The following is a 24,044-nucleotide window of genomic DNA, read 5'->3' as shown; positions in this document are numbered from 1 at the left end:
AAGGCCCGCGCTTCGGAGTAAACTGCCCCTCATGGCACGCATGGCAACATTCGATAGGGACGACGCGCTGGAAGCTGCGATGCGGCTCTTCTGGGCCAAGGGCTATCATGCGACCTCGCTCAAGGATCTGGAGGGGGTTCTCGCGATGCGCCCCGGCTCCATCTATGCCGCGTTCCAAAGCAAGGAAGGCCTGTTCCGCGCCGCCGTCGACCGCTATGCCGCGCGGATGGAGGCGGAGTTGCGCGGCCTCATCGCGGCCGCCCCGCAGCCGCTCGCGGCTTTGCGCCAGCATCTTCTGGGGCTGGCCGTGCTGGACCCGGCGGACCGTCCCTCCACGGCCTGCATGCTGGTGAAAAGCCTTCTCGAAGTGCCGCGCGACGGCACGCTTCAGGCCTTCGTCATCGCCCATCTGGACCGGATCGAGGATGTGCTGGCCGAGGCGATCGGCCGCGCCGTCGATTTGGGCGAACTGCCGCCCGGCAGCGACCGGGGCCGCATCGCCCGCCGCATCCAGACCTATATCTTCGGCCTGAAGATTCAGGCCCAGCGGGAAAGCGATCCGCAGCGCATGGCCGACCTCTGCGCCGATCTGGCCGAAGAATTGGCCCATCCGTAGGGCATTCTGCCGCAGGTTGCGACAGATGCTTCCCGTTCCTGCGTAAGATGCAAGAATGACCGGAACCGATCGGAACAGGAGCCTGCCCCATGCGCGACCCTCGCCATCTTGCCGCCGCCACCTGCCTCGGGGCGCTTGCGGCGATGCCCGCGCTTGCCCATGACGATCCGATGCAGGCCATCGCCGCGTTCTTTTCCGAGGCGCAGATCGTCTCTGGCCCCGAACAGGTCGATTGCACCCTGTCGGGCGGCACCCAGACCACCTGTTTCCGGATCACGGTGAAGCCCGATCCCAAGGCCTATACCCCCGGCCCGTGGTGCCCGACCCAGATCACCGACGGCGCGGACAAGGGCGGCATCTGGTTCGTGGACGGCAAGGCCGAGGATGTGGACGGCGCCTTCATCGCCCGCCTTGCCGAACTTTACGGCGATACCGAATGGCAGCTCTTCGATCCCGACACCGGGGCCGTGCGCTTCACCGGCACGCTGGAGGCATGCGAAGCCGCCGCCCGCCCCGATGTCGATCCCGAATACAACAATTACTGCGTGCAGTGCCTGCCCGACTATCTGCCGGACGACACCGCCATCACCTATGTGATCCCGCTGACGCCGGTGATGGCCGACCGCCCCGAACCGACCGCGCTGTCCGGTGCGGGCCTTGCGTGGAACGGCATCCGCCTCGATGGCCCGGCCCCGCTGGAGAATATCCTAGGCGCCCATACGATCGCGCCCTTCGACGATTGCGGCGGCCATGTGAACCCGCATGTCGGCTATCACTACCACGCCGTGACCGATTGCCTGGACGATGCGCCCGGCGCGACGGCCGCGCTCGATACGCAGGACGTGCAGATCGGCATCGCGATGGACGGGCTGCCGATCATGGCCCATCGCGACGATCTGGTGGACCAGCTCGATGCGTGCAACGGCATCGACCTCGCGGGCAAGGGCTACCGCTATTATGCGGGCACGGCCGGGTCGAACGCGATCCTCGGATGCCATGTCGCCGAGACGGGCTGCACGCTGGAGGATGCGGACGGCATCTGCGACGCGGCCGCGATGCCGCCCGAGCCGCCCCCCGGCGGCCGCCCCGGAAACGGCCCGCCCCCCGAAAGGGGCTAGGCCGCGCCGTCACACCGCGACGAGTGCGCCGTGCCCCATCACCACGCGGCTTGCGACGGCATGGCCCTTGCGAGCCGCCTCTTCGGCCGAGGCGCCCGTCAGGCGCGCGGCCAGATACCCCGCGTTGAAGCTGTCGCCCGCGCCGGTCGTATCCACCGGGGCCAGCCGCTCCAGCCCCGCGATCGACTGCCGCCCCTCGGGGGTGGCAAGGATCATCGCGCCGCCGCCATTCTTCACCAGCACCTCCTGCGCGCCGAGCGCGAGGTAACGGTCCGCCGTCGCCTCGGGGGTGGCATCGCCGAAGAACGACGCCTCGTCGTCGAAGCTGGGCAGGACGGTGCGGGCGCGGGACGCCGCCTCGGTGATGACGGCGCACATGCGTTCGGCCGAGGCCCAGAGGCGCGGGCGCAGGTTCGGATCGAACACCACATGCCCCGGCGCGGCATCCAGCGCGTCCAGAAGGGTGCGCAGCCCCGCTTCGGGCAGGATCGCGAGCGTGATCCCGGAGACATAGACGACATCCGCCCCGCCGATCGCGGCGTTCAGCGCCTCGGCATCGTCGGCAAGGCAGCGCGCGGCCGAATTGTCGCGCCAATAGGTGAAGCTGCGCTCCCCCCCGTCCAGATCGATCATATAGAGGCCCGGAACGCGGGTCGGATGGCGCAGGATCTGCCCCGTCTCCAGCCCCGCCGCGGCCATGAAGGCCAGCATCGCCTCCGAACGCGGGTCGCGGCCGACGCTGGTGAAGTATTCCACCACCCAGTCGGCCGGAAGCTGGCGGCGCAGGTGCCATGCGGTGTTGAACGTGTCGCCCGCAAAGCCGCTGCGCCACTGTTCGGGCGTGCCTGTTCCGGCCAGCTCGATCATGCACTCGCCGATGGATAGGATCTTCATGGGGTCGTCTTCCTCCTCAACCGGCCGCGGGCGCCATGCCCCGGCCGCGCGCCCACCGGGCGCGATTTCGCTGCGCCGACCTTCACGGCTCCGGCGCGCGGGGTCAAGCGCCGGGCGCCCTCAGCGCGCCATCCAGCCGCCATCGACGTTCAGCACCGCCCCCGAGACATAGTCCGACGCGGGCGCGGCCAGGAAAACCGCGCTTTCGGCGATGTCCTCCGGGCGGCCCCAGCGACCTGCGGGAATACGCTCTAGAATCGCGCGGGAGCGGTCGGGATCGGCCCGCAGCGCCTCGGTATTGGCGGTGGCGATATAGCCGGGGGCGATGGCGTTCACGTTGATGCCCTGCCCGGCCCATTCGTTGGCGAGGATCTTCGTCAGCCCCGCCACGCCATGCTTGGCCGCCGTATAGGACGGAACGCGGATCCCGCCCTGAAACGACAGGAGCGAGGCGATGTTGACGATCTTGCCCGCCCCGCCCCGCGCGATCACCGCCCGCGCAAAGGCCTGACTGGTGAAGAACACCGCCTTCAGGTTCACATCCATCACCGCATCCCAATCGGCCTCGGTGAAATCGGTGCTGTCGGCGCGGCGGATGATGCCGGCATTGTTCACGAGGATATCGACCGGCGCACCGTCGAACAGCGCCGCCCCCGCCATCGGATCGGCGAAATCGGCGCGCTGGTCATGGGCGCGGCCCCCGGCATCGACGATCATGGCCACCGTCTCGTCGCAACTGCGCCGCCCGGTGCAGACGACCTCGGCCCCCGCACGCGCCAGCGCCACCGCGATCGCCTGTCCGATCCCGGCATTCGCGCCGGTGACGAGGGCCCTGCGGCCCGAGAGTGAAAATGCGCTCATCCCTGTTCCCCCTTGGGGCGGACGATGGCGCGGGGCGCGCGGCCATGCAACCGCAAATGCCGGACCGGCGGGCCCTTGCCGAACCATGACACGAAATGTCATGGAGGCGCGCGAATTCCCTTGTGGCCGGACGCCATTCTTCCGATAGTGCCCCGGCAACATGGACCCCGGTGCTTCTTGGCGTTTCGGCTCTCATCCTCCGTCGATCCTCGGCCCGGACCGTCCGCGGCCGCGGATGGCGGCCATGCCGCGCGCGGTCCCTGTCCGGCCGCCCTGCGCTGAACGCGCGCCCCTCCCGTCCCCCCGCATCCCGCCCCCCCTTCGGCAGGACCGCCCCCTTCACCGCTCCCCGAAAGACCCCGATGACCGACCTGCCCGACGCCCCCCTTCCCTCCACGCTGGCCGTGACGCTGGCACCGGCGGGGCAGGTCAACTTCGCCTCGGCGCAGAACGGCGTGTCGGTGCTGCGCGGCCTGTCGGTGGAAAACACCGGCGCGGACCGCGTCGAGGGCGTGGCCCTGACGCTGACCGCCGATCCGCCGATCCTGCGCCCGCGCACATGGCGCATCGACCGCATCGCCCCCGGCGCCCGCATCGAGATCGCCGATCTGGAAACCCCCCTCGACCCTGCGATCCTCGGCGGGCTGAACGAGGCGGAGATCGGCCGCCTCTCGCTTCGCATCACCGCCGAGGGGCAGGCGGACCTCACCCAAACCCACCCGATCGAGATGCTGGCCCGCGACGAATGGGGCGGCCTTGCGGAAATGGAAACGCTGGTCGCGGCCTTCGTCTCGCCCAATCAACCCGCCATCGCCCGCCTTCTGAAAGAGGCCGCCCGCCTTCTGGAGGCGACGGGCCGGTCCGGCGCGCTGGACGGCTATGCCTCGGGCGATCCGGCGCGGGTGTGGATGGTGGCGGGGGCGATCTGGTCGGCGGCAACGGGGATGGGCCTTTCCTATGCCGTTCCCCCCGCCTCGTTCGAGGCGCGCGGCCAGAAGATCCGCGACCCCGAACGCATCGCCGCCGAAGGGCTGGCGACCTGCCTCGACAGCAGCCTTCTGCTGGCCGCCGCCTTCGAGGCGGCGGGCCTGAACACGGCCGTCCTCTTTGCCGAAGGCCATGCATGGGTCGGCGTCTGGCTGATGCCGCGCGATTTCGGACGGCTGGTGGAGCCGGATGTCGTGGCCGTGCGCAAGGCCGCGACGCTGCGCGAATTCGTGCCGCTGGAGACCACGCTGCTGACGCATCGCCCCGCCATCGGCCTTGCCGAAGCCGCTGAGGCCGGGCGCGACCGTCTGGCCGAGGCGCAGGAACACGCCTTCCTCTGCGCGGTGGACATCAACCGCGCCCGCGCCGCGCGCATCCGCCCCATGGCCAGCCACCGCGCCGCCGAAGACACCGATCCGAACGCCGCCGACGAGGCCGCGCCCGCCGCCCTGCCCCGCCCCCTCGATCTGGGGGCGCTGCCGGGCGCGGTGGTGGACGAAACGCCCGCCACCCCCCTTGGCCGGATCGAACGCTGGCAGCGCAAGCTGCTGGATCTGTCGCTGATGAACCGCCTTCTGAACTTCAAGGAAACGCGGGGGGCGGTGCCGCTGACCTGCCCCGACATCGCCGCCGCCGAGGATCGTCTGGCCGGCGGCACGCAGCTGCGCCTTCTGGCGCTGAAGGACGAGAATATCCTCGCAGGCCGCGATCTGCCCCCCGAGGAGGCGCAACGCGCCCTGCGCGATCTGGCGACCGAGGCGCTCAGCCGCGGCCAACTGGCCGTGCCGCTGACCGAAAAGGACATGACCGCGCGGCTGACGGAACTCTACCGCAAGGCGCGCAGCGATCTGTCCGAGGGCGGCACCAATACGCTGTTCCTGGCCGCAGGTTTCCTGCGCTGGACACGGGCGGGCGCGGACGCCCGCATCTGCCGCGCGCCGCTTCTGCTGTTGCCGGTGAAGCTGGAACGCCGCGCCGCCACCTCCGATTTCCGCCTCGGCCTGATCGAGGATGAGGCGCGTCTGAACTTCACCCTGCTGGAGATGCTGAAGCGCGATTTCGAACTGCGCATCCCCGAACTCGAAGGCGAATTGCCGCGCGACGCCGCCGGCCTCGACATTCCCCGCATCTTCGAGATCATGCGTCAGCGGGTGCGCGACGTTCCGGGCTTCGAGGTGGTGGAGGATTGCGCGCTCTCCACCTTCTCCTTCGCGAAGTTCTTGATGTGGAAGGACCTCGTGGACCGGACCGAGCAGTTGCGCGAAAGCCCTCTCGTCGCGCATCTGGTCGACAACCCCTCCGAAGGGTTCCGCCGCGACGACGGGCCGATGCCCCAGCCCGCCGATGTGGACCGCCGCCACGCGCCCACCGACATCCTTGCGCCGCTGGCCGCCGACAGCTCGCAACTCGCCGCCGTTCTGGCCGCCGCCGAAGGGCGCGATTTCGTGCTGATCGGCCCGCCCGGCACCGGCAAGAGCCAGACCATCACCAACATCATCGCCGATCAGTTGGGCCGGGGGCGCACCGTCCTTTTCGTGGCCGAGAAATCGGCCGCGCTGGATGTGGTGCATCGCCGCCTGCAACGGCTCGGGCTGGCCGATGCCGTGCTGGAACTGCATTCGAGCAAGGCCGACCGCAAATCGGTGCTGACGCAGCTTGGCCGTTCATGGGACCGCGCCAGCCGCGCCGCCCCCGAGGAATGGGTGCGCGTCGGGGGCGATCTGCGCATCGCCCGCGATCAACTGAACGCCTATGTCGCCGCGCTTCACCGCCCCGGCACGCAGGGGTTCAGCGTGTTTCAGGCCATCGGCAAGGTGGCGGCGGGGGGCTCGGGCTTTGCGCTGCGCTTTGCCCATAAGGACGCCCATGATGCCGAGGGCTGGCGCGCGCTGCGCGATCTGGCGCGCGAGCTGGGGGCGCAGCACCGCATCGTCGCCGATCTCGATCCCGCGGGGCCCTTGTCGATGCTGGACGGGGGTGAATGGTCCTTCGGCTGGGAAGATGCCTTCCTCGAGGCCGCCCGTGCCCTGCGCGCCGCCCAAGGCGAAGGCCGCGCCGCGCGCACCGAATTCGCCCGGCGCCTCGGCTTCGAGGCACCGGACGCCGCTGGCGCCGCCGCGATCGACCGGCTGGCCCGCGCCCGGCTGGGTGCGCCCGCCATTCCCGAAGCCGTCCTGCGCGATCCCGACACCGCGCGCGGCGAGCTTGCCGCGCTGACCGCCGCCTTGGACGCCGCCCGCCGCGCCCGCAGCGCCATGGCCGCGCGTTATCCCGACGACCGGCTGGCCGATATTCCGCTGGACACGCTCGATCTCGACTGGCGCGGCGCCGAGGGGAAGATCTGGCCCTTTGCCGGCATGGCGCGTGGGCGCGTGCGCAAGCTCTTGCAAAGCTATGCCGCCGAGGGCACGGCCGATCCCGCCCGCGATCTGGACGCCTTGCGCCAATTGCTGCGCGCGCGCACGCGCCTTGCCGCGCCCGGCCTCCTGCCCCATGACGGCGAGACGAGCGATCCGGCTCGCCTTGCCGCGATCCTCGATGCCGCCGACACGCTCTTGGTGGCCGAACGGCGGCTGCGCATGGCGGGCCTTGCCCTCGATCCGGCCCGGCGCGCGGCCCTGTTGGAGGCGGGCGGCGGCGATCTTCAGCCCCTCATCGCCCGCCTGACCGAGGCCGATGCCCGCGCCGAGGAGGCCCGCCTGCGCTTTGCCGCCCTTGGCGGTCTGGCCCCCGGCGGCGCCGAGGCGGAGGATCTCTTGGATGCGCTGGAACGCCTGCGCCCGCGCTTCGTGGATTGGCTGAAATGGCGCCGCACCCGCACCGAGGCCGAAGCCCAAGGCCTCGGCCCCTTGGTGGAGGCGCTGGAGCGGGGCGATCTGTCCCTGCCCGCCGAAACCGCGTTCGAGCGGGCCTATGCCGCGTGGTGGGTGCGCCTTGCCATGGATGCCGAACCCGAACTGCGCGGTTTCGCCCATTGGCAGCACGATGCGCTGATCGAACGGTTCCGCGCGCTCGATGCGGCCTTGGCGGACCTCGCCCCCGCCGAGGTGATGCGCCGCCTCGGCAACACCCTGCCCGCGCGCGATGCGGTGCCGCGCAATTCCGAACTGGGAATGCTGCGCCACCAGCTTGGCCTGACGCGGCCCAGCGTGGCGATCCGCAGCCTGATTTCGGACATGCCCGAACATTTCCCGGCGCTGGCGCCCTGTGTGCTGATGTCGCCGCTGTCGGTGGCGCAATTCCTGCCGCCCGGTCAGGCGCAGTTCGATCTGGTGATCTTCGACGAAGCCTCGCAAATCTCCACATGGGATGCGATCGGGGCCATCGCCCGCGGGCGGCAGGCGATCATCGTCGGCGATCCCAAACAGCTGCCGCCCACCAATTTCTTCGGCCGCAGCACCGAGGACGGAGAGGAGGAGGACACCCCCCTGCCCGGCCACGAGCGGGACATGCCCTCCATCCTCGACGAGGTGAGCGCGGCGGGCGTGCCGGTGCAGCGGCTGAACTGGCATTACCGCAGCCGGGACGAGGCGCTGATCGCCTTTTCCAACCACGCCTATTACGACGGGCGGCTCGTCACCTTCCCCTCGCCCGATGCCACGGGCGAGGCGGTGCGCCTGCACCGGGTCGGCGGCACCTATCTGCGCGGCGGCGGTGCGACCAACCCCGAAGAGGCGCGCGCCGTCGCGGCCTTCATCCGCGACCGGCTGACCGAATGGCTGACCCTGCCGGAGGCGGACCGTCCGACGCTGGGCGTCATCACCTTCAACGTGCAGCAGCAGGGGCTGATCCTCGATTTGCTGGACGCCGCACGCAAGGCCGAACCCGACCTCGAATGGTTCTTCGCCGATGAGCGGGAGGAGCCGGTGATCGTCAAGAACCTCGAAAACATTCAGGGGGACGAACGCGATGTGATGCTGTTCTCCGTCACCTTCGGGCCGGATATGGCGGGCAAGATCACCATGAACTTCGGCGCGATGAACGCCGAAGGCGGCGAGAAGCGGTTGAACGTCGCGGTCACGCGGGCGCGGGCGGAACTGCATGTCTTCGCCTCGCTCGATGCCGATCAGATCGATCTGTCGCGCAGCCGGGCGCGGGGCGTGGCGGATCTGAAGGCGTTCCTCGATTATGCGGCGCGGGGGGCGGTGGCGCTGGCGGCGCAGGATGCCGGATCGGTCGGCCCGGCCGATTCCCCGTTCGAAGAAGCGGTGCGCGATGCGCTGGCCGCGCGCGGCTGGGACGTGCGCACGCAGATCGGCGTGTCGGGCTTCCGCATCGACCTAGGCGTGCGCCACCCGGACCGGGCGGGCGCATGGCTTGCGGGCGTGGAATGCGACGGGGCGGCCTATCACTCCTCGGCCACGGCGCGGGACCGGGACCGCATCCGTCAGGCCGTGCTGGAGGGGCTGGGCTGGTCGATCCTGCGCGTCTGGTCCACGGACTGGTTCCGCACACCGGCCGCCGCGCTCGATCGGCTCGATACCGCGCTGACCGAACTGCTCGACAAGGACCGCGCCGCCCGCGCCAAATCAGAGGGCGGCGAAAACTGAACGGTCCGCACCCCGAACAGGGTGCGGACCGCCGTAATAGGCCCGGGGGGCGTCACTGATCCATGGGTCACACATCATGCCCCCCGGGGGATTCGCCCGCGGCATCGGACGAATAGATCAATTCTAATACAGTCGGACGACAAAAGCTGTCATGTCATCGGTAAAATCAGCGATTCCGGCACGACAATCGTACAAATAACGCCCTCCGGGTCGTAGCGCAGCGATGTATGGCTGCCCGGCGCGAATTGCAGGCTACGTGTGATCACCGTTTCGCCGTAACCGCGGCGCACGGGCGGCTGCACCAGCGGCCCGCCGGTTTCGCGCCATTCGATCACCACGGATTCCGCATCCCGCCGCGCCGACACATCCACCCGCCCCGTATCGCCCGAAAGCGCGCCATGCTTCACCGCGTTCGTCGTCAACTCGTGCACGATGAGGCCAAGCGCGATCGCCCCTTCGGCCGAAATGCGGATGTCGCAGCCGGTGGTGGCCAGACGCCCGCGCCCTTCGCCGCGATGGGGTTCGGCCTCGGCCTCGATCACATCTTCGACCGACAGGCCGGCCCACGAACTGCGCGCCAGCAGGTTGTGCGTGTCCGACAATGCGCGGATGCGGCGGGTGAAGGCCTTTTCGAAGCTGACGTAATCGGCCGAATGGCGGAAGGTTTGACGGCAGATCGACAGAACCAGCGCCAGCGTGTTCTTCACCCGGTGATCCAGCTCGCCCATCAGCAGACGCTGCTGACGCTCCAAGACCTTGCGATTGGCGATGTCGAAGATGGAGATGACGCAGCCCGACCCCGGCAGGCCCGGCCCTTCGAGCGGCGCGGCGCTGATCAGGAAATCCTGCGACAGCGGCGCATCGGGGGCCGACACCTCGATCCCGCGGACCGAACGGCCGGCCAGCACCGCGCCCACGATCTCGGCGCAGCTGGAAAAGCCCGACCCCGCTTCGGGCTGAAGGCGCAGCAGATCGGTCAGACGGCGGCCCGTCGGCTCCAGCCCGAGGATGCTGCGGGCGGGGGCGTTGCTGTGGGTCACGCGCCCGTTCGCATCGCAGACCAGCACCGCCTCGTTGACCGAGGCGATGATGGATTGCGCCATCCGCTCGTTCTGTTCGGCACGTTCGGCGCGCAGGCGTTCGGTCACATCGGTCAGCGTGATGGCATGGCCCGTGATGGTGCCGAGTTGCAGCGGACTGCTGGCCACGATCAACTGCCGCGCCCCGCCCTCCTGCGGGACCTCGATCGCGCGGCGCACCGGCCCCGCCGGGTTGAGGAACGTCGCCTGCCCGCCCGGATCGCACGGCATCAGATCCGACAGCCGCGCCCCCTGAACCGAATTCGCCGAGGCCCCCAGCAGTTCCACGAACAGACGGTTGGCATAGAGGATACGCCCCCCCGCATCCACCGCCGCCGCGCCCGCATCCATCACCTCGATGAAGGCGCGGAACGCCTCGGTATCGCCGCCGATGGCATAGACCTCCGGCCGGTCGAGGCGGCCGATCACCAGCGCGTCCACCTCCCCCTCGCGGATCGCGCGCAGGGTATCCTCCGCCTCCAGAAGGCGGCGGCGCAGCTCGGCAAGGGCCTCGGCGGTGATGCTCATTCGTCCTGCAACCTCAGGTTCACGAGAACCTTTTCCTCGTCCGACAGATCGCCGATGATCTTGCGCAGCGGCACGGGCAATTCGCGCACCAGCGTCGGGATCGCCACGATGTCGTGTTCGCGCGCCAGTTTCGGGTTCTGGCGCAGGTCGATCACCTCGATCTCGTAGGCGCCGGGCAGATGCGCCTCGCAGATCCGTTTCAAGTTGGAGATCGCCGCCAAGGATTTCGGCGTCTGCCCCGCGACGTAGAGCGTCAGTTTCTTCTTCGTGTTCATCACCGTCTCCTTCGCGGGATCACGCCTTGCGGCTCGCTTCCATCTCGGTCGCGTCCGCTTCCGCCTGCCGCTGATACGCGGCTTCCGTCTCATCCAGAAGGCGCATCTCCTCGGCGCTCGCCTCCATCTCGGCCTGCAATTCGGCCATGCGCTGCGCGGCGGCACGGCGGCGCCGGTCCACCTCGTGGCGGCGCTCGGTCTCGGCGCGGCGCAGGCGCGCCTCTTCGGCGCGGCGGGCCGACCCCGTCAGCGCGCCGCTTTCCCCCAGATAGGGCGGCAGAAGGCGAATTCCGTTCGCGCTCATGACGAATTCGCGCACTTGGTTCGAATGGGACATGCCCCGCGCCTTCAGAAGGTAGAGCTCGCGGTTGAACTCGCCCTGCATCTCGCGGTTCAGCATCAGGATCCACGCATCCATCAACGAGGACAGGCCCGCATCCGTCGCCGTCTCCCCCTGCTGGGAATGGGCCAGATGCGTGAACACCGCCGTGATGCCGCGGCTCTTCAGGAAATCGACCATGCGCAGCAGCATCGCCTGCACTTCCATCCGGTCCCCCGATTCGAGGAAGGCCGAAATCGGATCCAGCACCACCACCGCCGGATCGAAGCGCGTCACCTCGCGCAGCATGATCGCCAGATGCATCTCGAGGCTGTAGAAGGTCGGTCGCGCCGCGATGTGGCGCAGCCGGTCGGCATCCAGCCACGGTTGCAGATCCAGCCCGATCGACCGCATGTTGCGCACCGATTGCGCCGCCGATTCCTCGAACGAGAAATAGAGCGCGCGTTCCCCCCGCGCGCAGGCCGCCCCCACGAAAGACGCCGCAAGCGAGGATTTCCCCGACCCCGCCACCCCGGAGACGAGGATCGAACTGCCGCGGTGGAACCCGCCGCCCGACACCATCGCATCCAGATCCGGCACGCCCGAGGCCACCCGTTCGTCGAACACCCGGTGATCGAGGCCGAGCGCGCTGACCGGCAGCACCGAGAAACCGTCCTCGTCGATCAGGAACGGATATTCGTTCGTGCCATGCGCCGTGCCGCGATATTTCACGATCCGCATCCGGCGGGTGGAGATCTGGTTGTGCACCCGGTGATCCAGCAGGATCACGCAATCGGAGACATATTCCTCCAGCCCCTGCCGCGTCAGCGCGCCATCGCCGCGTTCGGCGGTGATGACCGTGGTCATGCCGCGATCCTTCAGCCAGTCGAACAGACGGCGGATCTCGGCGCGCAGGATCGCGGGGTTGGAAAAGGCGGAGAACAGGCTTTCGATCGTATCGAGGACGACGCGCTTGGCCCCCACTGCGTCGATCGCAAGTTCCAGCCGCAGGAACAGCCCCTCCAGATCATACTCGCCGATCTCCGCCAGCTCGGCCGGATCGACGGAAATATGTTCGATGGCGATGCGATCCTCGGCGATCAACTCGTCCAGCCCGAAGCCGAGCGAGGCGACGTTGGCCACGATGTCCACGGGGCGCTCTTCGAAGGTGACGAAGACGCCATTCTCACCATGCTCGCGCGCGCCTTGGATCAGGAAGGTGGAGGCGAAGAGCGTCTTGCCGCAGCCCGCCGTTCCACAGACGAGCGAGGGGCGTCCGGTGGGCAGACCGCCATGCGTCAATTCGTCGAAACCCGCGATGCCGGTGGGCGATTTGGAGATGCCTGCCATGGGGAGCGCCTTTCCTTGATCCACGATGTCTAGCGCGCCGTCCCTGCCGTGCCAATCGGCGAAGCAGGCGCAGGCAGGGCAATCGGGGGTAAATCGTACAACATACTGAATTCAGGCCATTTTCGGAAAAGTTGCCAATTGGCAATCACAGCGGGTTCGCCTCGGCATATTTGCGGAAGAAGGCAAGATAGGCCCGATCGGGATCGTTCGCCGCCGGTTTGCCTGCCGCCCAAGCCCGCCATTCGCCCTCCACGAAGTAGATGTCGAAACCCGGATGCCGCATCCGCGCGGTTTCATAAGTCTCGGTGCGCAGGGGCTGGCCCTTGCCGTCCAGCCATGCCGGGCGCGCCCTGCCCTGCGGCGCGGCCGGCGGTTCGGTCCGCTGTTTGCGGCCCACCTTGGAATATTGCAGCGCCCGGTCCGCCGCGCCCGCCGCATCGTCATCCTTGCGCCACCAGCGCAGTTCGACATGGCTGACGCTGCGCCCGGTCTTGATCGGATCGATCGCCACCATGAAATCGGACAGCGCGTTCACCTCGGCCACCGCCGGGTCGATCGCGCGCAGCTTCAGGTTCGACCATGAGGTGAGCTTGCCCTTCGGCACGCCCAACACCCCGCGCAGCGCCTCAAGCGTGAACCGCTCGGACGAGCGCCAGCGCAGATTGCCGCGCTTCTGCACCATCTCATAGAGGGTCAGCGCGTATTTCGAGGAGAGCGCGAACATCACCTCGCGCTGCAGGCGCGCAAAAACGGTGGAGTTGCCGATGATGCGCCGCAGCCGCGCCGGGATCTCGTATTCCAAAAGCCCGTCGGCGCGGTTCGCCTCCACGTTGCCGCCCAGAAGCTGCACCCGCTCGATCGCGGGTTCCCCATCCCATGTGACGGCGACCTTGACGATGGCGGACATCAGCCGCTCGAGGCTTTCGCCGATGCGGTCGTTGGAATTGTGCGACCCACGCAGCGCCGCCTTGGCGATGACATGGCTGACCGGCTTGTCGATCGCCTCCCACGCGTTTTCCAGAAGCTGATTGTAGATGCGCCGGTCGTTCAGCGTCAGCGGCGTAACCTCCACGAGGTCCACCAGCTCTCCGGGCTTGATGAGGCTGTCGGCATTCGGGCGTGCCTCGACGGTGCGATAGGATTTTTCGGCCATGCTCATACCTCGGAAGTCTTACTTTTGTACTCGGGCGAGCGTAAGGTTTCAAGTCTCCCGGAGCGTGGACCGAGCATGGCACCCAAAAGGTAAGGATTGCGTTCCCCCACCGCGCGGAGGCCCCCTGCAACAGCTTGACAAGGCGCAGTTAAATCGGGGCTTGGCGCGGGCTGGCGATTCTCACCCGATCCGTAAGGTTTCGGACTTGCCCGATCCGTAAGGCAAACCACCCCGATTCGTAAGCATTTCCGTCCCGATCCGTAGGAATTGGCACCCGAAACGTATGGGATGGGGACCTATTAACGCGCGAAATCAATATCTTGGCGTTACAGAACACTAGAATCCCAGAAAGAATCTGAACTCAGCAGAGGTTTTATCCACAGGATGATGGTAGGAGGATCTGCGCCCTACCGTCCAAACCTTACTTATTGGATGGGGCCGGGCCGATTTCGCCCCTGTTTTGGCCAGCAATCCGCACAACTTACGCTTTTTGGCCATGCACCCCCGGATTTCCGAACTTTACGCGGGGGGCGCGATAACGCATCATCCGCCCGATCTTGCGAGGAGCGTCATGACATCCGTTCTCCCCCCCGTCACGCTGGACGAGTTGACCCAGCTGACCCACCGCGCCAGCACCGTGATCGAGCGTCTGCGCGAGCGGGTCTTCGCGCCCGGCAACCAGAAACAGCTGGACCTGCGGTTCAACGTCCGCACCGCCGCCGAGATGGTCGGCCGCACCGAAAAGGCGATCCGGGACGCCGAAGGCGATGGCCGCCTGCCCGAACCCGACAAGGACCCCGACACGCAGCGCCGCCGCGGCTATACCCTGTCGCAGGTGAACCAGATGCGCGAGGTGTTCGGCACGCTGCCCCACCGCGACCCCGAGGATTCCGCGCTGGTTCTGGCGGTTCAGAACTTCAAGGGCGGCGTCGGCAAATCCACCGTCGTCTGCCATCTGGCCCAGTATTTCGCACTGCGCGGCTACCGCGTCTGCGTGATCGATTGCGACAGCCAAGCCTCCACCACGGCGATGTTCGGCATGAATCCCGATGTCGATGTCGACGAGGATGAGGATACGCTCTATCCCTTCCTGCGCCATGGCGGCCCGAAATCGCTGCATTACGCGCTACGGGCGACCTATTGGCCGGGCATCGCGCTGATCCCGGCGAACCTCGGCCTTTATGATGCCGAATACGAGTTCGCGGCCCGCATGGCGCGCGAGCCGGCCTTCATCCTCGACCGGCTGCGCGAGGGGGTGGAGAGCATCGCCGATCAATTCGACATCGTGCTCCTCGATCCGCCGCCCGCGCTTGGGATGCTCTCGCTCTCGGTGCTGCGCGCGGCCAATGCGCTGCTGATCCCGGCGCCGCCGAACAACATCGATTTCGCCTCCACGGCGCATTTCCTGAAGATGATGGAAGCGACCCTGTCCGAGCTTGCCCAGCATGGCGGTGCGCGCGATTATGCTTTCGTCAAGATTTTGGCGTCTAAGATGAACGATCAGAAGTCGGCGCATATGGCGATCAAACGCATGATGGACGCGGTCTTTCCGCAGGACATGCTGCAGGCGACGCTGAAGGACAGCGCCGAGATCGACAACGCCACCGCCAATCTGTCCACGGTGTACGAGCTGACGGGCGCGGCCACCCGGACCGAGACGCATCGGCGCTGCCGGGCCTATCTCGATGCCGTCGGCCGCGAGGTGGAGCTTCTGGCCCGCAAGACTTGGCCCAGCCATCACCGCGCACTTCGCAAGGAGGGAATGCTATGAGCAAGCGTCACGACGCGATCGACGACATCCTGAAGGGCTTCGACACCGCCGCACCGACGGTCGAAGACCGGGGCGGGGCGCGGTTCCTCAAACGCTCCAACGCGCTCTCCGACAGCGGCGAGCGGGAGGAGAAGACCCTGCGTTGGGTCGATCCCGCGCAATGCGTGATGTGGGAACGCCACAACCGCGAATACGCGCTGCTGACGGAGCAGAACTGCGCCGATCTCATCACTTCCATTCGCGCGCAAGGCCGGCAGGAGTTTCCGGCCATCGTCCGCCGCAAGGGCGAGGGGTATGAGGTGATCTGCGGCGCGCGGCGTCATTTCGCGATCAGCTGGCTGCGCGCGCACAACTATCCACAGTTCCGCTACCTCGTCGATGTGCGCGATCTGACCGACGAAGAGGCGTTCCGCCTTGCCGATATCGAGAACCGCGACCGCGAGGACATCTCCGACTACGAACGCGCCCGCGATTACGCCCAAGCGCTCGAGGCCTATTACGGCGGCCGTCAGAAGGCGATGGCCGAACGGCTGGAGGTGAGCGAGGGCTGGCTGTCGCGCTATCTGCAACTCGCGCGGCTGCCGCAGGAGATCATCGCCGCCTATGCCAATCTGCGCGAGGTAAAGGAGCTTCATGCCCGGACGCTGCGCCCGCTGCTGTCCGATCCGCGGACCCGCGATCAGGTTCTGGCCGCCGCGGCCGAGCTTGCGGCCGAGCAGGCGGGGCAGGGCGGTCCGGTCCCCGCCGCCCAGGTTCTGGCCCGGCTGAAGGCCGCCGCCACCGGCCCGAAAAAGGCGCGCCCGCCGGCAAACCTCTTCCGCCGCAACATCCATGAAAGCGGCGTCGCGATGTATCGCAAGAACGGCAAAGTCACCTTGGAATTCGCGGAAAGTCTGTCCGACGAGGCGCTGCGCGCCGCCTTCGATCAGTTTCTGGAGGCCCGCCGGGGCTGATTGCCAATTGGCAATTTTCGGCATAAACGAATAAATACAGTAACTTGCGGCGTAAATCGCCGCTCAGGGCATCGCGGTTCCGAAATCGGACCGCCGATGCCCTTCGACCATCCGGCGCAGCCCCTCGGGGGCCAGCACCTCCACCTTGTCGCCCCATTTGTAGAGAAACCACGCCATCTCCAACCAGCCGGAGGCGGTGAACCGTACGATCAGGCTGCCATCCTCCTGCGGCTCCAACGATTGATGCGGGTGAAAGAGGAAGTCGCGGGCATGGTCGGCCGCTTCGGGGGTGAAGCGCCAGATCACCTCGGCCCGCTGTTCGGGATCGTCCCAGACGCCGAAATTCTGCGCGGCATAGGCGTCGATGTTGAACCCCGGCTCCGGCTCGGACCGCTCGCTCAGGCATTCGGCCTCGTGGATACGGTCGAGCCGGAACGTCATGGGCCGGGGGCCGCGCGCCGGATCGCAGGCCACGAGATAGGTCCGCTCCCCCAAGAGGATGCCGCGCGGGTCGACGGTGCGGGGCAGGGGGCCATCGCCATAGCGCAGTCGCAGCCGCCGCATCCCCCGGATCGCCGTGCTGATGGTGCCGAGGATCACGGGATCGGTGCGGATGCGCGGGCCGGGACGCGCGACATGGCCCAAGGCTTGCAGCATCGCCTCGGCATCGGCCTCGGCCCGCCGGGCATCCTGCGGCACCATCTGCGTAATCAGCGCATCGCGCAGATCGGCCAGCGCCTCGGCCTGAATGTTGCGGTGCACCGCCCGCGCATCGCGGATCGCGCAATCGAGCGCGGCGATCGTACGGTCGGGGCGGCGCGGCAGGCGCAGGGGGCGCGGCTCCCGGATCTTCCAGCGGCGTTTGCGGTCCGGCCCATCCGTCACCTCGCACAGAAAGATCGCCTCCAGCGCGTTCGTCATCCTCTGGGCCGAACGGTGGACGATCCCGAATTCCTCCGCGATCTCATCCAAGGTCACACCCGAATGACGCGCAGCCGCCATCTGCGCCAGCCGCATCAGATCATGGGCTTTGGTGTATGACATCCCCGCGCTCCCTCGCACCAACGCGGCGACGATGATGGGGAAGCGCGCGGCTGTCCAGCCTTCAGCGGGCCTTGCGCGGGCCGGACACGCTGCCGGCGTTCACGGCCGGTTCGGCGGGGCGCATTTGCCCACCAAGGCTGCCGCCGACATCGCCGGCGCCGCTTTCTTCATCGAGTTCGGCCTTGGCCCGCGTCCAATGATCCTCGTGGCGGCCCTCGGGTTCGCCCTCGTCCTGCCAGATGCGGTGGGCGCGGGCTCTGATCTCATCGTCTCGGCTCATGATGTCCTCCGGGGTGTTGCGGGGGGAAAACACGGACGGATGGGGCAGGGTTCCCCCGCGCCGTCATCCACGGCCGAAGCGCGCGGCCACATCGGGGGCATAGCGCGGCAGATCGGCCCGCAGGCGCAGCAGCGAAAGATCCTTGGCCTTCGCCTCCAGCATCACGTCGAACTCCAATCCCTCGGCGGCGCGCATGAAGGCGATGAATTCGAACGGGTTGTTGTAATCGGCATGGCCGGTCCAGACGGGAGGCATCAGCACCGTCTTCATGCGCGATCCGGGGGTCAGCGGTTCCTTCAGCGGGGCGCCGGGCGGGGTGCGCCCCTCGCGGGCGGCGGCGCGGTCGGCATCGCTCGCCTTGCGCCGGATCTCCCGCATCTCGGTGCGCGGAGAGGAGAAATGCACCTTCGGCCGCACCCCGTCGGGCCACGAGGCGAGGATGCGCTCCAAGACCGGGCGCAGGGCCAGCCCCTCGGGGTTCAGGCAGCAGAAATGCTGGTGATCGAAGATCAGCGGCACGCCGCAGCGTTCGTGGATCCACAGCACATCCGCCGCCGAGAACCGGATGTCGTCATGTTCCAGAACCAGCCGCCGGCGCACAGGTTCGGGGCAACGCTCATACCCCTCCAGCCAGCGGGCGCGGCTGCCTTCGTGATCGCCATAGACGCCGCCGACATGGGTGACCATCACCGCCTCGGGGCCAAGGCCCATGCGGTCCAGCATCTCGGCCTGGGCCGCGAAATCGCGGATGCTGCGTTCGGTCAGCTCGGGATCGGGACTGTTGAGCAGGATGTATTGCGACGGGTGGAACGACAGCCGCACCCCCTGCGCGCGGGCCTTGGCACCAAAGGCCGCAAGCTCGGCATCGCTGTCCGCGATCATGCTGTGGAACTGCGGCATGTCGGGATGCGTGGCATAGGGCGCAAGGTCCGAGGACATGCGGTACATCCCGATCCCGGCCTCGGCCAGATGGCCCAGCACCCCGTCCAGATATTCGAGCGAGGTCTTCAGATGCGGGCCCTGCTGCCAGCGGCGGGCATCGTGGCTCTTGAGGTCCGGGCGGGCCATCACCTTGACCGGAAATCCAAGGCGCAGCGGGCGGGAGGGGGATGCGGGGCGGGTCATGGCGCATCAACCCCGGCGGCGCGCTTTGGTTTCCCCCCGCGATTGCGCGGCCGCGCATTTGCCCCGATAGTGCCCGCAAACAGGGGAGAATCTGCATGTCCGACATCGGTCATTTCATCGGCAATGCCCGCGTTCCGGGCCGTTCGGGGCGCAGCGCGCCCGTCACCGATCCGGCCACGGGCGAACAGGCAGGCACCGTCGCCTTGGCCGCCGAGGACGAGGTGGATGCCGCCGTCGCCGCCGCCGCCGCCGCGTTCCGCGACTGGTCGCGGATGCCGCCTTTGCGCCGCGCCCGCATCCTCGATGCGTTCAAGGCGATCCTGTCGGCGCGGATGGGCGATCTGGCGCGCGTGATCTCCTCCGAACATGGCAAGACGCACGAAGACGCGCTTGGCGAGGTGACGCGCGGGCTGGAGGTGGTGGAATTCGCCATCGGCGCGCCGAGCCACCTGAAGGGCGAGTTCACCGAGAATGTGGGCACGGGCGTGGACAGCCATGCGCTGCGCCAGCCGCTGGGCGTCGTGGCCGGGATCACCCCGTTCAACTTTCCCGCGATGGTGCCGATGTGGATGTTCCCGGTGGCGCTGGCCTGCGGCAACACCTTCGTTCTGAAACCGTCCGAGCGGACGCCCTCGGCGGCGCTGCTCTTGGCCGAATGGCTGGCGGAGGCGGGGCTGCCGGCGGGGGTGTTCAACGTGGTGCAGGGCGATGCGGCGGCGGTGGACCGGCTTCTGGCCCATCCCGATGTGAAGGCCGTCAGCTTCGTCGGATCGACCCCGGTCGCGCGGCATGTCTATGTGACGGGCACGGCGAACGGCAAACGGGTGCAGGCGCTTGGCGGGGCGAAGAACCACGCCGTCATCCTGCCCGATGCCGATATGGAGATGGTGGCCGGCGCGCTGATGGGCGCGGCCTATGGCTCGGCCGGAGAGCGGTGCATGGCGATTTCGGTCGCCGTGCCGGTGGGCGAGGAGACGGCCGACCGCCTGATCGCCGCCCTCGTGCCGCGGATCGAGGCGCTGCGCGTCGGTCCCGCCAGCGATCCCGCCACCGAGATGGGCCCCGTCGTGACCCGCGCGCATCTGGAGCGGGTTCGCGCGCTGGTGGCCCGCGGTGCCGAAGAGGGCGCGCGGCTGGTGGCCGATGGGCGCGATTTCACCCCGCCGCAGGGCTTCGAGGGGGGCAACTACATCGGCGCCACGCTTCTGGATGGTGTCACCCCCGAGATGGATGTCTGGAAGCAGGAGATCTTCGGCCCGGTCCTGTCGGTGGTGCGCGCCGCCGATGCCCGCCACGCCGCCGAGATCGTGGCCCGCCACGAATACGGCAACGGCGTCGCCATCTTCACCCGCGACGGGCAGGCCGCGCGCCTCTTTGCCCAAGAGGTGGAGGTGGGCATGGTCGGCATCAACGTGCCCATTCCGGTGCCGATGGCCTTCCATTCCTTCGGCGGCTGGAAGGCCTCGCTCTTTGGCGATCACCACATGCACGGGCCGGAGGGGGTGCGCTTTTACACGCGGTTGAAGACCATCACCTCGCGCTGGCCGGGCGGGCCGGCGGCGGCGGCCGAATTCGGGATGCCGGTTCTGGGCTGAGGCGGGCGCAAGGTTGGGGCTTGGCCTCCCCACATCTCTTGCTATCGTGTGACGTCGGCGAGAAGATGCCGTGTTTCAGGAGGAGACCCCCATGCCCGCGTTCCGCAAGATACTGATAGCCAACCGCGGGGAGATCGCGATCCGCGTGATGCGGGCCGCGAACGAGATGGGCAAGCGCACCGTCGCCGTCTATGCCGAGGAGGACAAGCTGAGCCTCCACCGCTTCAAGGCCGACGAGGCGTATCGCATCGGCGAGGGGCTGTCGCCGGTGGGGGCGTATCTGTCGATCCCCGAGATCATCCGCGTCGCCAAGATGTGCGGCGCCGATGCGATCCATCCGGGCTATGGCCTCCTGTCCGAAAACCCCGATTTCGTCGATGCCTGCGAGGAGGCTGGCATCGTCTTCATCGGGCCGCGCGCCGAAACGATGCGCGCGCTTGGCGACAAGGCCAGCGCGCGGCGCGTGGCGCTGGAGGCGGGGGTGCCCGTCATCCCGGCGACGGGTGTTCTGGGCGATGATTTCGACGCCATCCGCGCCGAGGCCGCCGAGATCGGTTTCCCGCTGATGCTGAAGGCCAGCTGGGGTGGCGGCGGGCGCGGGATGCGCCCCGTCCTGAACGCGGCCGAGCTGGAGCAGAAGGTGCGCGAGGGCCGCCGCGAGGCCGAGGCCGCCTTCGGCAATGGCGAAGGCTATCTGGAGAAGATGATCCAGCGCGCCCGCCATGTGGAGGTGCAGATCCTCGGCGACAGCCATGGCGGCATCTATCACCTCTTCGAACGCGACTGCACCGTGCAGCGCCGCAACCAGAAGGTCGTGGAACGCGCGCCCGCCCCCTATCTGACGCCCGAACAGCGGGCCGAGGTCTGCGAGCTGGGCCGCCGCATCTGCGCCCATGTCGGCTATGCCTGCGCCGGCACGGTCGAGTTCCTGATGGATATGGATTCGCAGCAATTCTACTTCATCGAGGTGAACCCCCGCGTGCAGGTGGAACACACCGTCACCGAAGAGGTGACGGGCATCGACATCGTGCAGGCCCAGATCCGCATCGCCGAAGGCGCGACGCTGGCCGAAGCGACGGGCGCGGCCGATCAGGACGCGATCCAGCTGTCGGGCCATGCCGTGCAATGCCGCGTGACGACCGAAGACCCGCAGAACAACTTCGTGCCCGATTACGGGCGCATCACGGCTTATCGCTCGGCCACGGGGATGGGCATCCGGCTCGATGGGGGCACGGTCTATCCCGGCTCGGTCGTGACGCGCTATTTCGATTCGCTGCTGGTGAAGGTCACGGCTTGGGCCCAGACCCCGGAGGCCGCGATTTCCCGCATGGACCGCGCCCTGCGCGAGTTCCGCATCCGCGGCGTCAGCACGAACATCGAATTCGTCATCAACCTGCTGAAGCATCCGGTCTTCCTGAACAACAGCTACACCACCAAGTTCATCGACACGACGCCGGAGCTCTTCGATTTCGCCCGCGGGCGCGACAGCGCGACGAAGCTTCTGACCTATGTGGCCGACATCACGGTGAACGGGCATCCCGAAACGGCGGGCCGGGCGAAGCCGGCCGCCACCGCGCGCATCCCCCGCCCGCCCGAGGCGATGGGCGATCCGCAGCCCGGCACGCGCCAATTGCTCGAAGAGGGCGGGCCGAAGGCCGTCGCCGATTGGATGCTGGCGCAAAAGCGTCTGCTGATCACCGACACCACGATGCGCGACGGCCATCAGAGCCTTCTGGCCACCCGCATGCGCACCGCCGACATGGTGCGCGTCGCCCCGGCCTATGCCGCCAATATGGGCGGGCTCTTCAGCGTGGAATGCTGGGGCGGGGCGACCTTCGATGTCGCCTATCGCTTCTTGCAAGAAGATCCGTGGCAGCGCCTGCGCGCCCTGCGCGCCGCCATGCCCAACCTTCTGACGCAGATGCTTCTGCGCAGCGCCAACGGCGTCGGCTACACCAACTATCCCGACAACGTGGTGCGCGGCTTCGTCGCCGAGGCGGCGAAGGGCGTCGATGTCTTCCGCGTGTTCGACAGTCTGAACTGGGTGGAGAACATGCGCGTCGCGATGGACGCCGTGATCGAGAGCGGGAAGATCTGCGAAGGCACGCTTTGCTATACCGGGGATCTTCTGGATCCGGCGCGGGCGAAATACGATCTGCGCTATTACGTCGATCTGGCGCGCGATCTGCGCGATGCCGGGGCGCATGTGCTGGGCGTGAAGGACATGGCCGGGGTGCTGAAGCCCGCCGCCGCGCGCCTTCTGATCCGTGCCCTGAAGGAGGAGGTGGGCCTGCCGGTGCACTTCCACACCCATGACACGGGCGGCCTTGGCGGCGCGTCGATCCTTGCCGCCGCCGAGGCGGGGGCCGATGTGGTGGATGCGGCGATGGACGCGTTTTCGGGCGGCACCTCGCAGCCGCCGCTCGGCTCGGTCGTGGAGGCGCTGCGCCATACCGACCGCGATACCGGCCTCGATATCGGGGCGATCCGCGCGATCTCCAACTACTGGGAGGCGGTGCGCGGGCAATATGCGGCCTTCGAAAGCGGGATGCAGGCGCCCGCCTCGGAGGTGTGGCTGCACGAAATGCCGGGGGGGCAGTTCACCAACCTCAAGGCGCAGGCCCGCTCCATGGGGCTGGAGGAACGCTGGCACGAGGTGGCGGAGGCCTATGCCGAGGCCAATGCCATGTTCGGCGATATCGTGAAGGTGACGCCCTCGTCCAAGGTGGTGGGGGACATGGCGCTGATGATGGTGGCCCAAGGGCTGACCCGCGCGCAGGTGGAGGATCCGGCCGTGGAGGTCAGCTTCCCCGACAGCGTGGTGGACATGCTGAAGGGCAATCTCGGTCAGCCCCATGGCGGCTGGCCCGAGGCGATCCTGCGCAAGGTGCTGAAGGGTGCGGCCCCGGCGGGCACGCGTCCGGGCGCGCATCTGCCGCCCGTGGACATGGAGGCCGCCCGCGCCCGTCTGGCCGAAGAGGTCGGGACCGAGGACGAGCCGTTCCACCCCACGGACGAGGATCTTCAGGGCTATCTGATGTATCCCAAGGTCTTCGTCGATTACGCCCGCCGCCAGCGCCAGTATGGCCCGGTCGGGGCGCTGCCGACGCCGGTCTTCTTCTACGGGATGCAGCCCGGCGACGAGGCCCCGGTAGAGTTGGAGCCGGGCAAGGTGCTGGAACTGCGCCTCTCGGCCAAGGGGGAGACGACCGACGAGGGCGATGTGCGCGTCTTCTTCGAGTTGAACGGCGAGCCGCGGGTGATCCGCGTCGCCAACCGCAGCGCGGCGGCCAAGGCGGCGCGTCCGCGGGCCGAGCTGGGCAATCCGTCCCATGTGGGCGCGCCGATGCCGGGGTCGGTCGCGTCGGTGGCGGTGGTGCCGGGGCAGGCGGTGCAGCCGGGCGATCTGCTGCTGACGATCGAGGCGATGAAGATGGAAAGCGCGCTGCACGCCGAACGCGCCGGCACGGTGAAGGCGGTGCATGTCACGCCCGGCACGCAGATCGACGCCAAGGATCTGCTGGTGGAGCTGGAATGACCCGCGCG

The 24,044-nt window shown here is 68.1% G+C and carries 16 protein-coding genes; 7 read left to right on the top strand and 9 right to left on the bottom strand.

The annotated features are described in order from the left end of the window. Positions 1–40 precede the first annotated feature (40 nt). Together GR316_RS12730 and GR316_RS12725 are read left to right on the top strand one after the other, a co-directional pair. A complete protein-coding gene (locus GR316_RS12730; RefSeq protein WP_249218865.1) occupies positions 41–616 on the top strand; it encodes a TetR/AcrR family transcriptional regulator in 576 nt (191 codons plus the stop codon). Between the two features lie 89 nt (positions 617–705). Beyond that, positions 706–1,734 carry a YHYH protein gene (locus GR316_RS12725; protein WP_211785388.1) on the top strand — a complete coding sequence of 343 codons (1,029 nt, stop codon included), beginning with the start codon at positions 706–708 and terminating at the stop codon, positions 1,732–1,734. 9 nt (positions 1,735–1,743) lie between these two features. On the opposite strand, the gene GR316_RS12720 is transcribed toward GR316_RS12725, so the two are convergent. Both GR316_RS12720 and kduD read right to left on the bottom strand, forming a co-directional pair. Continuing rightward, positions 1,744–2,628: a sugar kinase gene (locus GR316_RS12720; protein ID WP_211785387.1), complete on the bottom strand. Its 885-nt coding sequence runs from the start codon at positions 2,626–2,628 to the stop codon at positions 1,744–1,746. A gap of 120 nt (positions 2,629–2,748) precedes the next feature. Further along, a complete protein-coding gene (kduD, locus tag GR316_RS12715; protein WP_211785386.1) occupies positions 2,749–3,489 on the bottom strand; it encodes a 2-dehydro-3-deoxy-D-gluconate 5-dehydrogenase KduD in 741 nt (246 codons plus the stop codon). A gap of 362 nt (positions 3,490–3,851) precedes the next feature. Between kduD and GR316_RS12710 the strand changes: the two genes are divergently transcribed. Continuing rightward, a complete protein-coding gene (locus GR316_RS12710) occupies positions 3,852–9,026 on the top strand; it encodes a DUF4011 domain-containing protein (protein WP_211785385.1) in 5,175 nt (1,724 codons plus the stop codon). Positions 9,027–9,175: 149 nt separating this feature from the next. Here GR316_RS12710 and GR316_RS12705 read toward each other — a convergent pair whose 3' ends face one another. The 4 genes from GR316_RS12705 to GR316_RS12690 form a co-directional block, all read right to left on the bottom strand. Then, the gene (locus GR316_RS12705; protein ID WP_211785384.1) at positions 9,176–10,633 is read right to left on the bottom strand and encodes a sensor histidine kinase; all 1,458 of its coding nucleotides are present in this window, start codon (positions 10,631–10,633) and stop codon (positions 9,176–9,178) included. Beyond that, positions 10,630–10,908, bottom strand: coding sequence for a circadian clock KaiB family protein (locus tag GR316_RS12700; RefSeq protein WP_211785383.1), 279 nt, complete (start codon positions 10,906–10,908; stop codon positions 10,630–10,632). The genes GR316_RS12705 and GR316_RS12700 overlap by 4 nt, the downstream gene beginning before the upstream one ends. Before the next feature lie 19 nt (positions 10,909–10,927). Continuing rightward, positions 10,928–12,577: a circadian clock protein KaiC gene (kaiC, locus tag GR316_RS12695; protein ID WP_211785382.1), complete on the bottom strand. Its 1,650-nt coding sequence runs from the start codon at positions 12,575–12,577 to the stop codon at positions 10,928–10,930. Positions 12,578–12,722: 145 nt separating this feature from the next. Beyond that, complete coding sequence (locus GR316_RS12690; protein WP_211785381.1) at positions 12,723–13,730, bottom strand: replication initiation protein; 1,008 nt, start codon at positions 13,728–13,730, stop codon at positions 12,723–12,725. A 571-nt stretch (positions 13,731–14,301) separates the two neighbouring features. Between GR316_RS12690 and GR316_RS12685 the strand changes: the two genes are divergently transcribed. Further along, positions 14,302–15,501: an AAA family ATPase gene (locus GR316_RS12685; protein WP_211785380.1), complete on the top strand. Its 1,200-nt coding sequence runs from the start codon at positions 14,302–14,304 to the stop codon at positions 15,499–15,501. Next, positions 15,498–16,454: a ParB/RepB/Spo0J family partition protein gene (locus tag GR316_RS12680; protein WP_211785379.1), complete on the top strand. Its 957-nt coding sequence runs from the start codon at positions 15,498–15,500 to the stop codon at positions 16,452–16,454. The genes GR316_RS12685 and GR316_RS12680 overlap by 4 nt, the downstream gene beginning before the upstream one ends. Positions 16,455–16,517: 63 nt before the next feature. Here the strand turns inward: GR316_RS12680 and GR316_RS12675 are convergent, their stop codons facing one another. From GR316_RS12675 to uvsE, 3 genes are all read right to left on the bottom strand, one after another. Then, positions 16,518–17,498: a helix-turn-helix transcriptional regulator gene (locus GR316_RS12675; protein WP_211785378.1), complete on the bottom strand. Its 981-nt coding sequence runs from the start codon at positions 17,496–17,498 to the stop codon at positions 16,518–16,520. A gap of 61 nt (positions 17,499–17,559) precedes the next feature. Then, a complete protein-coding gene (locus GR316_RS12670) occupies positions 17,560–17,778 on the bottom strand; it encodes a DUF2934 domain-containing protein (protein WP_211785377.1) in 219 nt (72 codons plus the stop codon). Positions 17,779–17,841: 63 nt separating this feature from the next. Continuing rightward, positions 17,842–18,903: a UV DNA damage repair endonuclease UvsE gene (gene uvsE, locus GR316_RS12665; RefSeq protein ID WP_211785376.1), complete on the bottom strand. Its 1,062-nt coding sequence runs from the start codon at positions 18,901–18,903 to the stop codon at positions 17,842–17,844. 95 nt (positions 18,904–18,998) lie between these two features. On the opposite strand from uvsE, the gene GR316_RS12660 reads away from it, so the two are divergent. Both GR316_RS12660 and GR316_RS12655 read left to right on the top strand, forming a co-directional pair. Next, on the top strand, positions 18,999–20,498 hold the full coding sequence (locus GR316_RS12660) for a CoA-acylating methylmalonate-semialdehyde dehydrogenase (RefSeq protein ID WP_211785375.1): 1,500 nt from the start codon (positions 18,999–19,001) through the stop codon (positions 20,496–20,498). 91 nt (positions 20,499–20,589) lie between these two features. Continuing rightward, positions 20,590–24,036: a pyruvate carboxylase gene (locus GR316_RS12655; RefSeq protein ID WP_211785374.1), complete on the top strand. Its 3,447-nt coding sequence runs from the start codon at positions 20,590–20,592 to the stop codon at positions 24,034–24,036. The last annotated feature ends 8 nt before the right edge of the window (positions 24,037–24,044 follow it).

Source organism: Falsirhodobacter algicola (assembly GCF_018279165.1).
GTDB classification, from domain to species: domain Bacteria; phylum Pseudomonadota; class Alphaproteobacteria; order Rhodobacterales; family Rhodobacteraceae; genus Falsirhodobacter; species Falsirhodobacter algicola.
The sequence above is the reverse complement of the archived record's forward strand: the minus strand, read 5'-3'. Positions and strand labels throughout refer to the sequence as shown.

Coding starts and splice junctions, on each gene's coding strand:
- GR316_RS12730 (WP_249218865.1), top strand. CDS start 41: ATGGCAACATTCGATAGGGACGACGCGCTGGAAGCTGCGATGCGGCTC.
- GR316_RS12725 (WP_211785388.1), top strand. CDS start 706: ATGCGCGACCCTCGCCATCTTGCCGCCGCCACCTGCCTCGGGGCGCTT.
- GR316_RS12720 (WP_211785387.1), bottom strand. CDS start 2,628: ATGAAGATCCTATCCATCGGCGAGTGCATGATCGAGCTGGCCGGAACA.
- kduD (WP_211785386.1), bottom strand. CDS start 3,489: ATGAGCGCATTTTCACTCTCGGGCCGCAGGGCCCTCGTCACCGGCGCG.
- GR316_RS12710 (WP_211785385.1), top strand. CDS start 3,852: ATGACCGACCTGCCCGACGCCCCCCTTCCCTCCACGCTGGCCGTGACG.
- GR316_RS12705 (WP_211785384.1), bottom strand. CDS start 10,633: ATGAGCATCACCGCCGAGGCCCTTGCCGAGCTGCGCCGCCGCCTTCTG.
- GR316_RS12700 (WP_211785383.1), bottom strand. CDS start 10,908: ATGAACACGAAGAAGAAACTGACGCTCTACGTCGCGGGGCAGACGCCG.
- kaiC (WP_211785382.1), bottom strand. CDS start 12,577: ATGGCAGGCATCTCCAAATCGCCCACCGGCATCGCGGGTTTCGACGAA.
- GR316_RS12690 (WP_211785381.1), bottom strand. CDS start 13,730: ATGGCCGAAAAATCCTATCGCACCGTCGAGGCACGCCCGAATGCCGAC.
- GR316_RS12685 (WP_211785380.1), top strand. CDS start 14,302: ATGACATCCGTTCTCCCCCCCGTCACGCTGGACGAGTTGACCCAGCTG.
- GR316_RS12680 (WP_211785379.1), top strand. CDS start 15,498: ATGAGCAAGCGTCACGACGCGATCGACGACATCCTGAAGGGCTTCGAC.
- GR316_RS12675 (WP_211785378.1), bottom strand. CDS start 17,498: ATGTCATACACCAAAGCCCATGATCTGATGCGGCTGGCGCAGATGGCG.
- GR316_RS12670 (WP_211785377.1), bottom strand. CDS start 17,778: ATGAGCCGAGACGATGAGATCAGAGCCCGCGCCCACCGCATCTGGCAG.
- uvsE (WP_211785376.1), bottom strand. CDS start 18,903: ATGACCCGCCCCGCATCCCCCTCCCGCCCGCTGCGCCTTGGATTTCCG.
- GR316_RS12660 (WP_211785375.1), top strand. CDS start 18,999: ATGTCCGACATCGGTCATTTCATCGGCAATGCCCGCGTTCCGGGCCGT.
- GR316_RS12655 (WP_211785374.1), top strand. CDS start 20,590: ATGCCCGCGTTCCGCAAGATACTGATAGCCAACCGCGGGGAGATCGCG.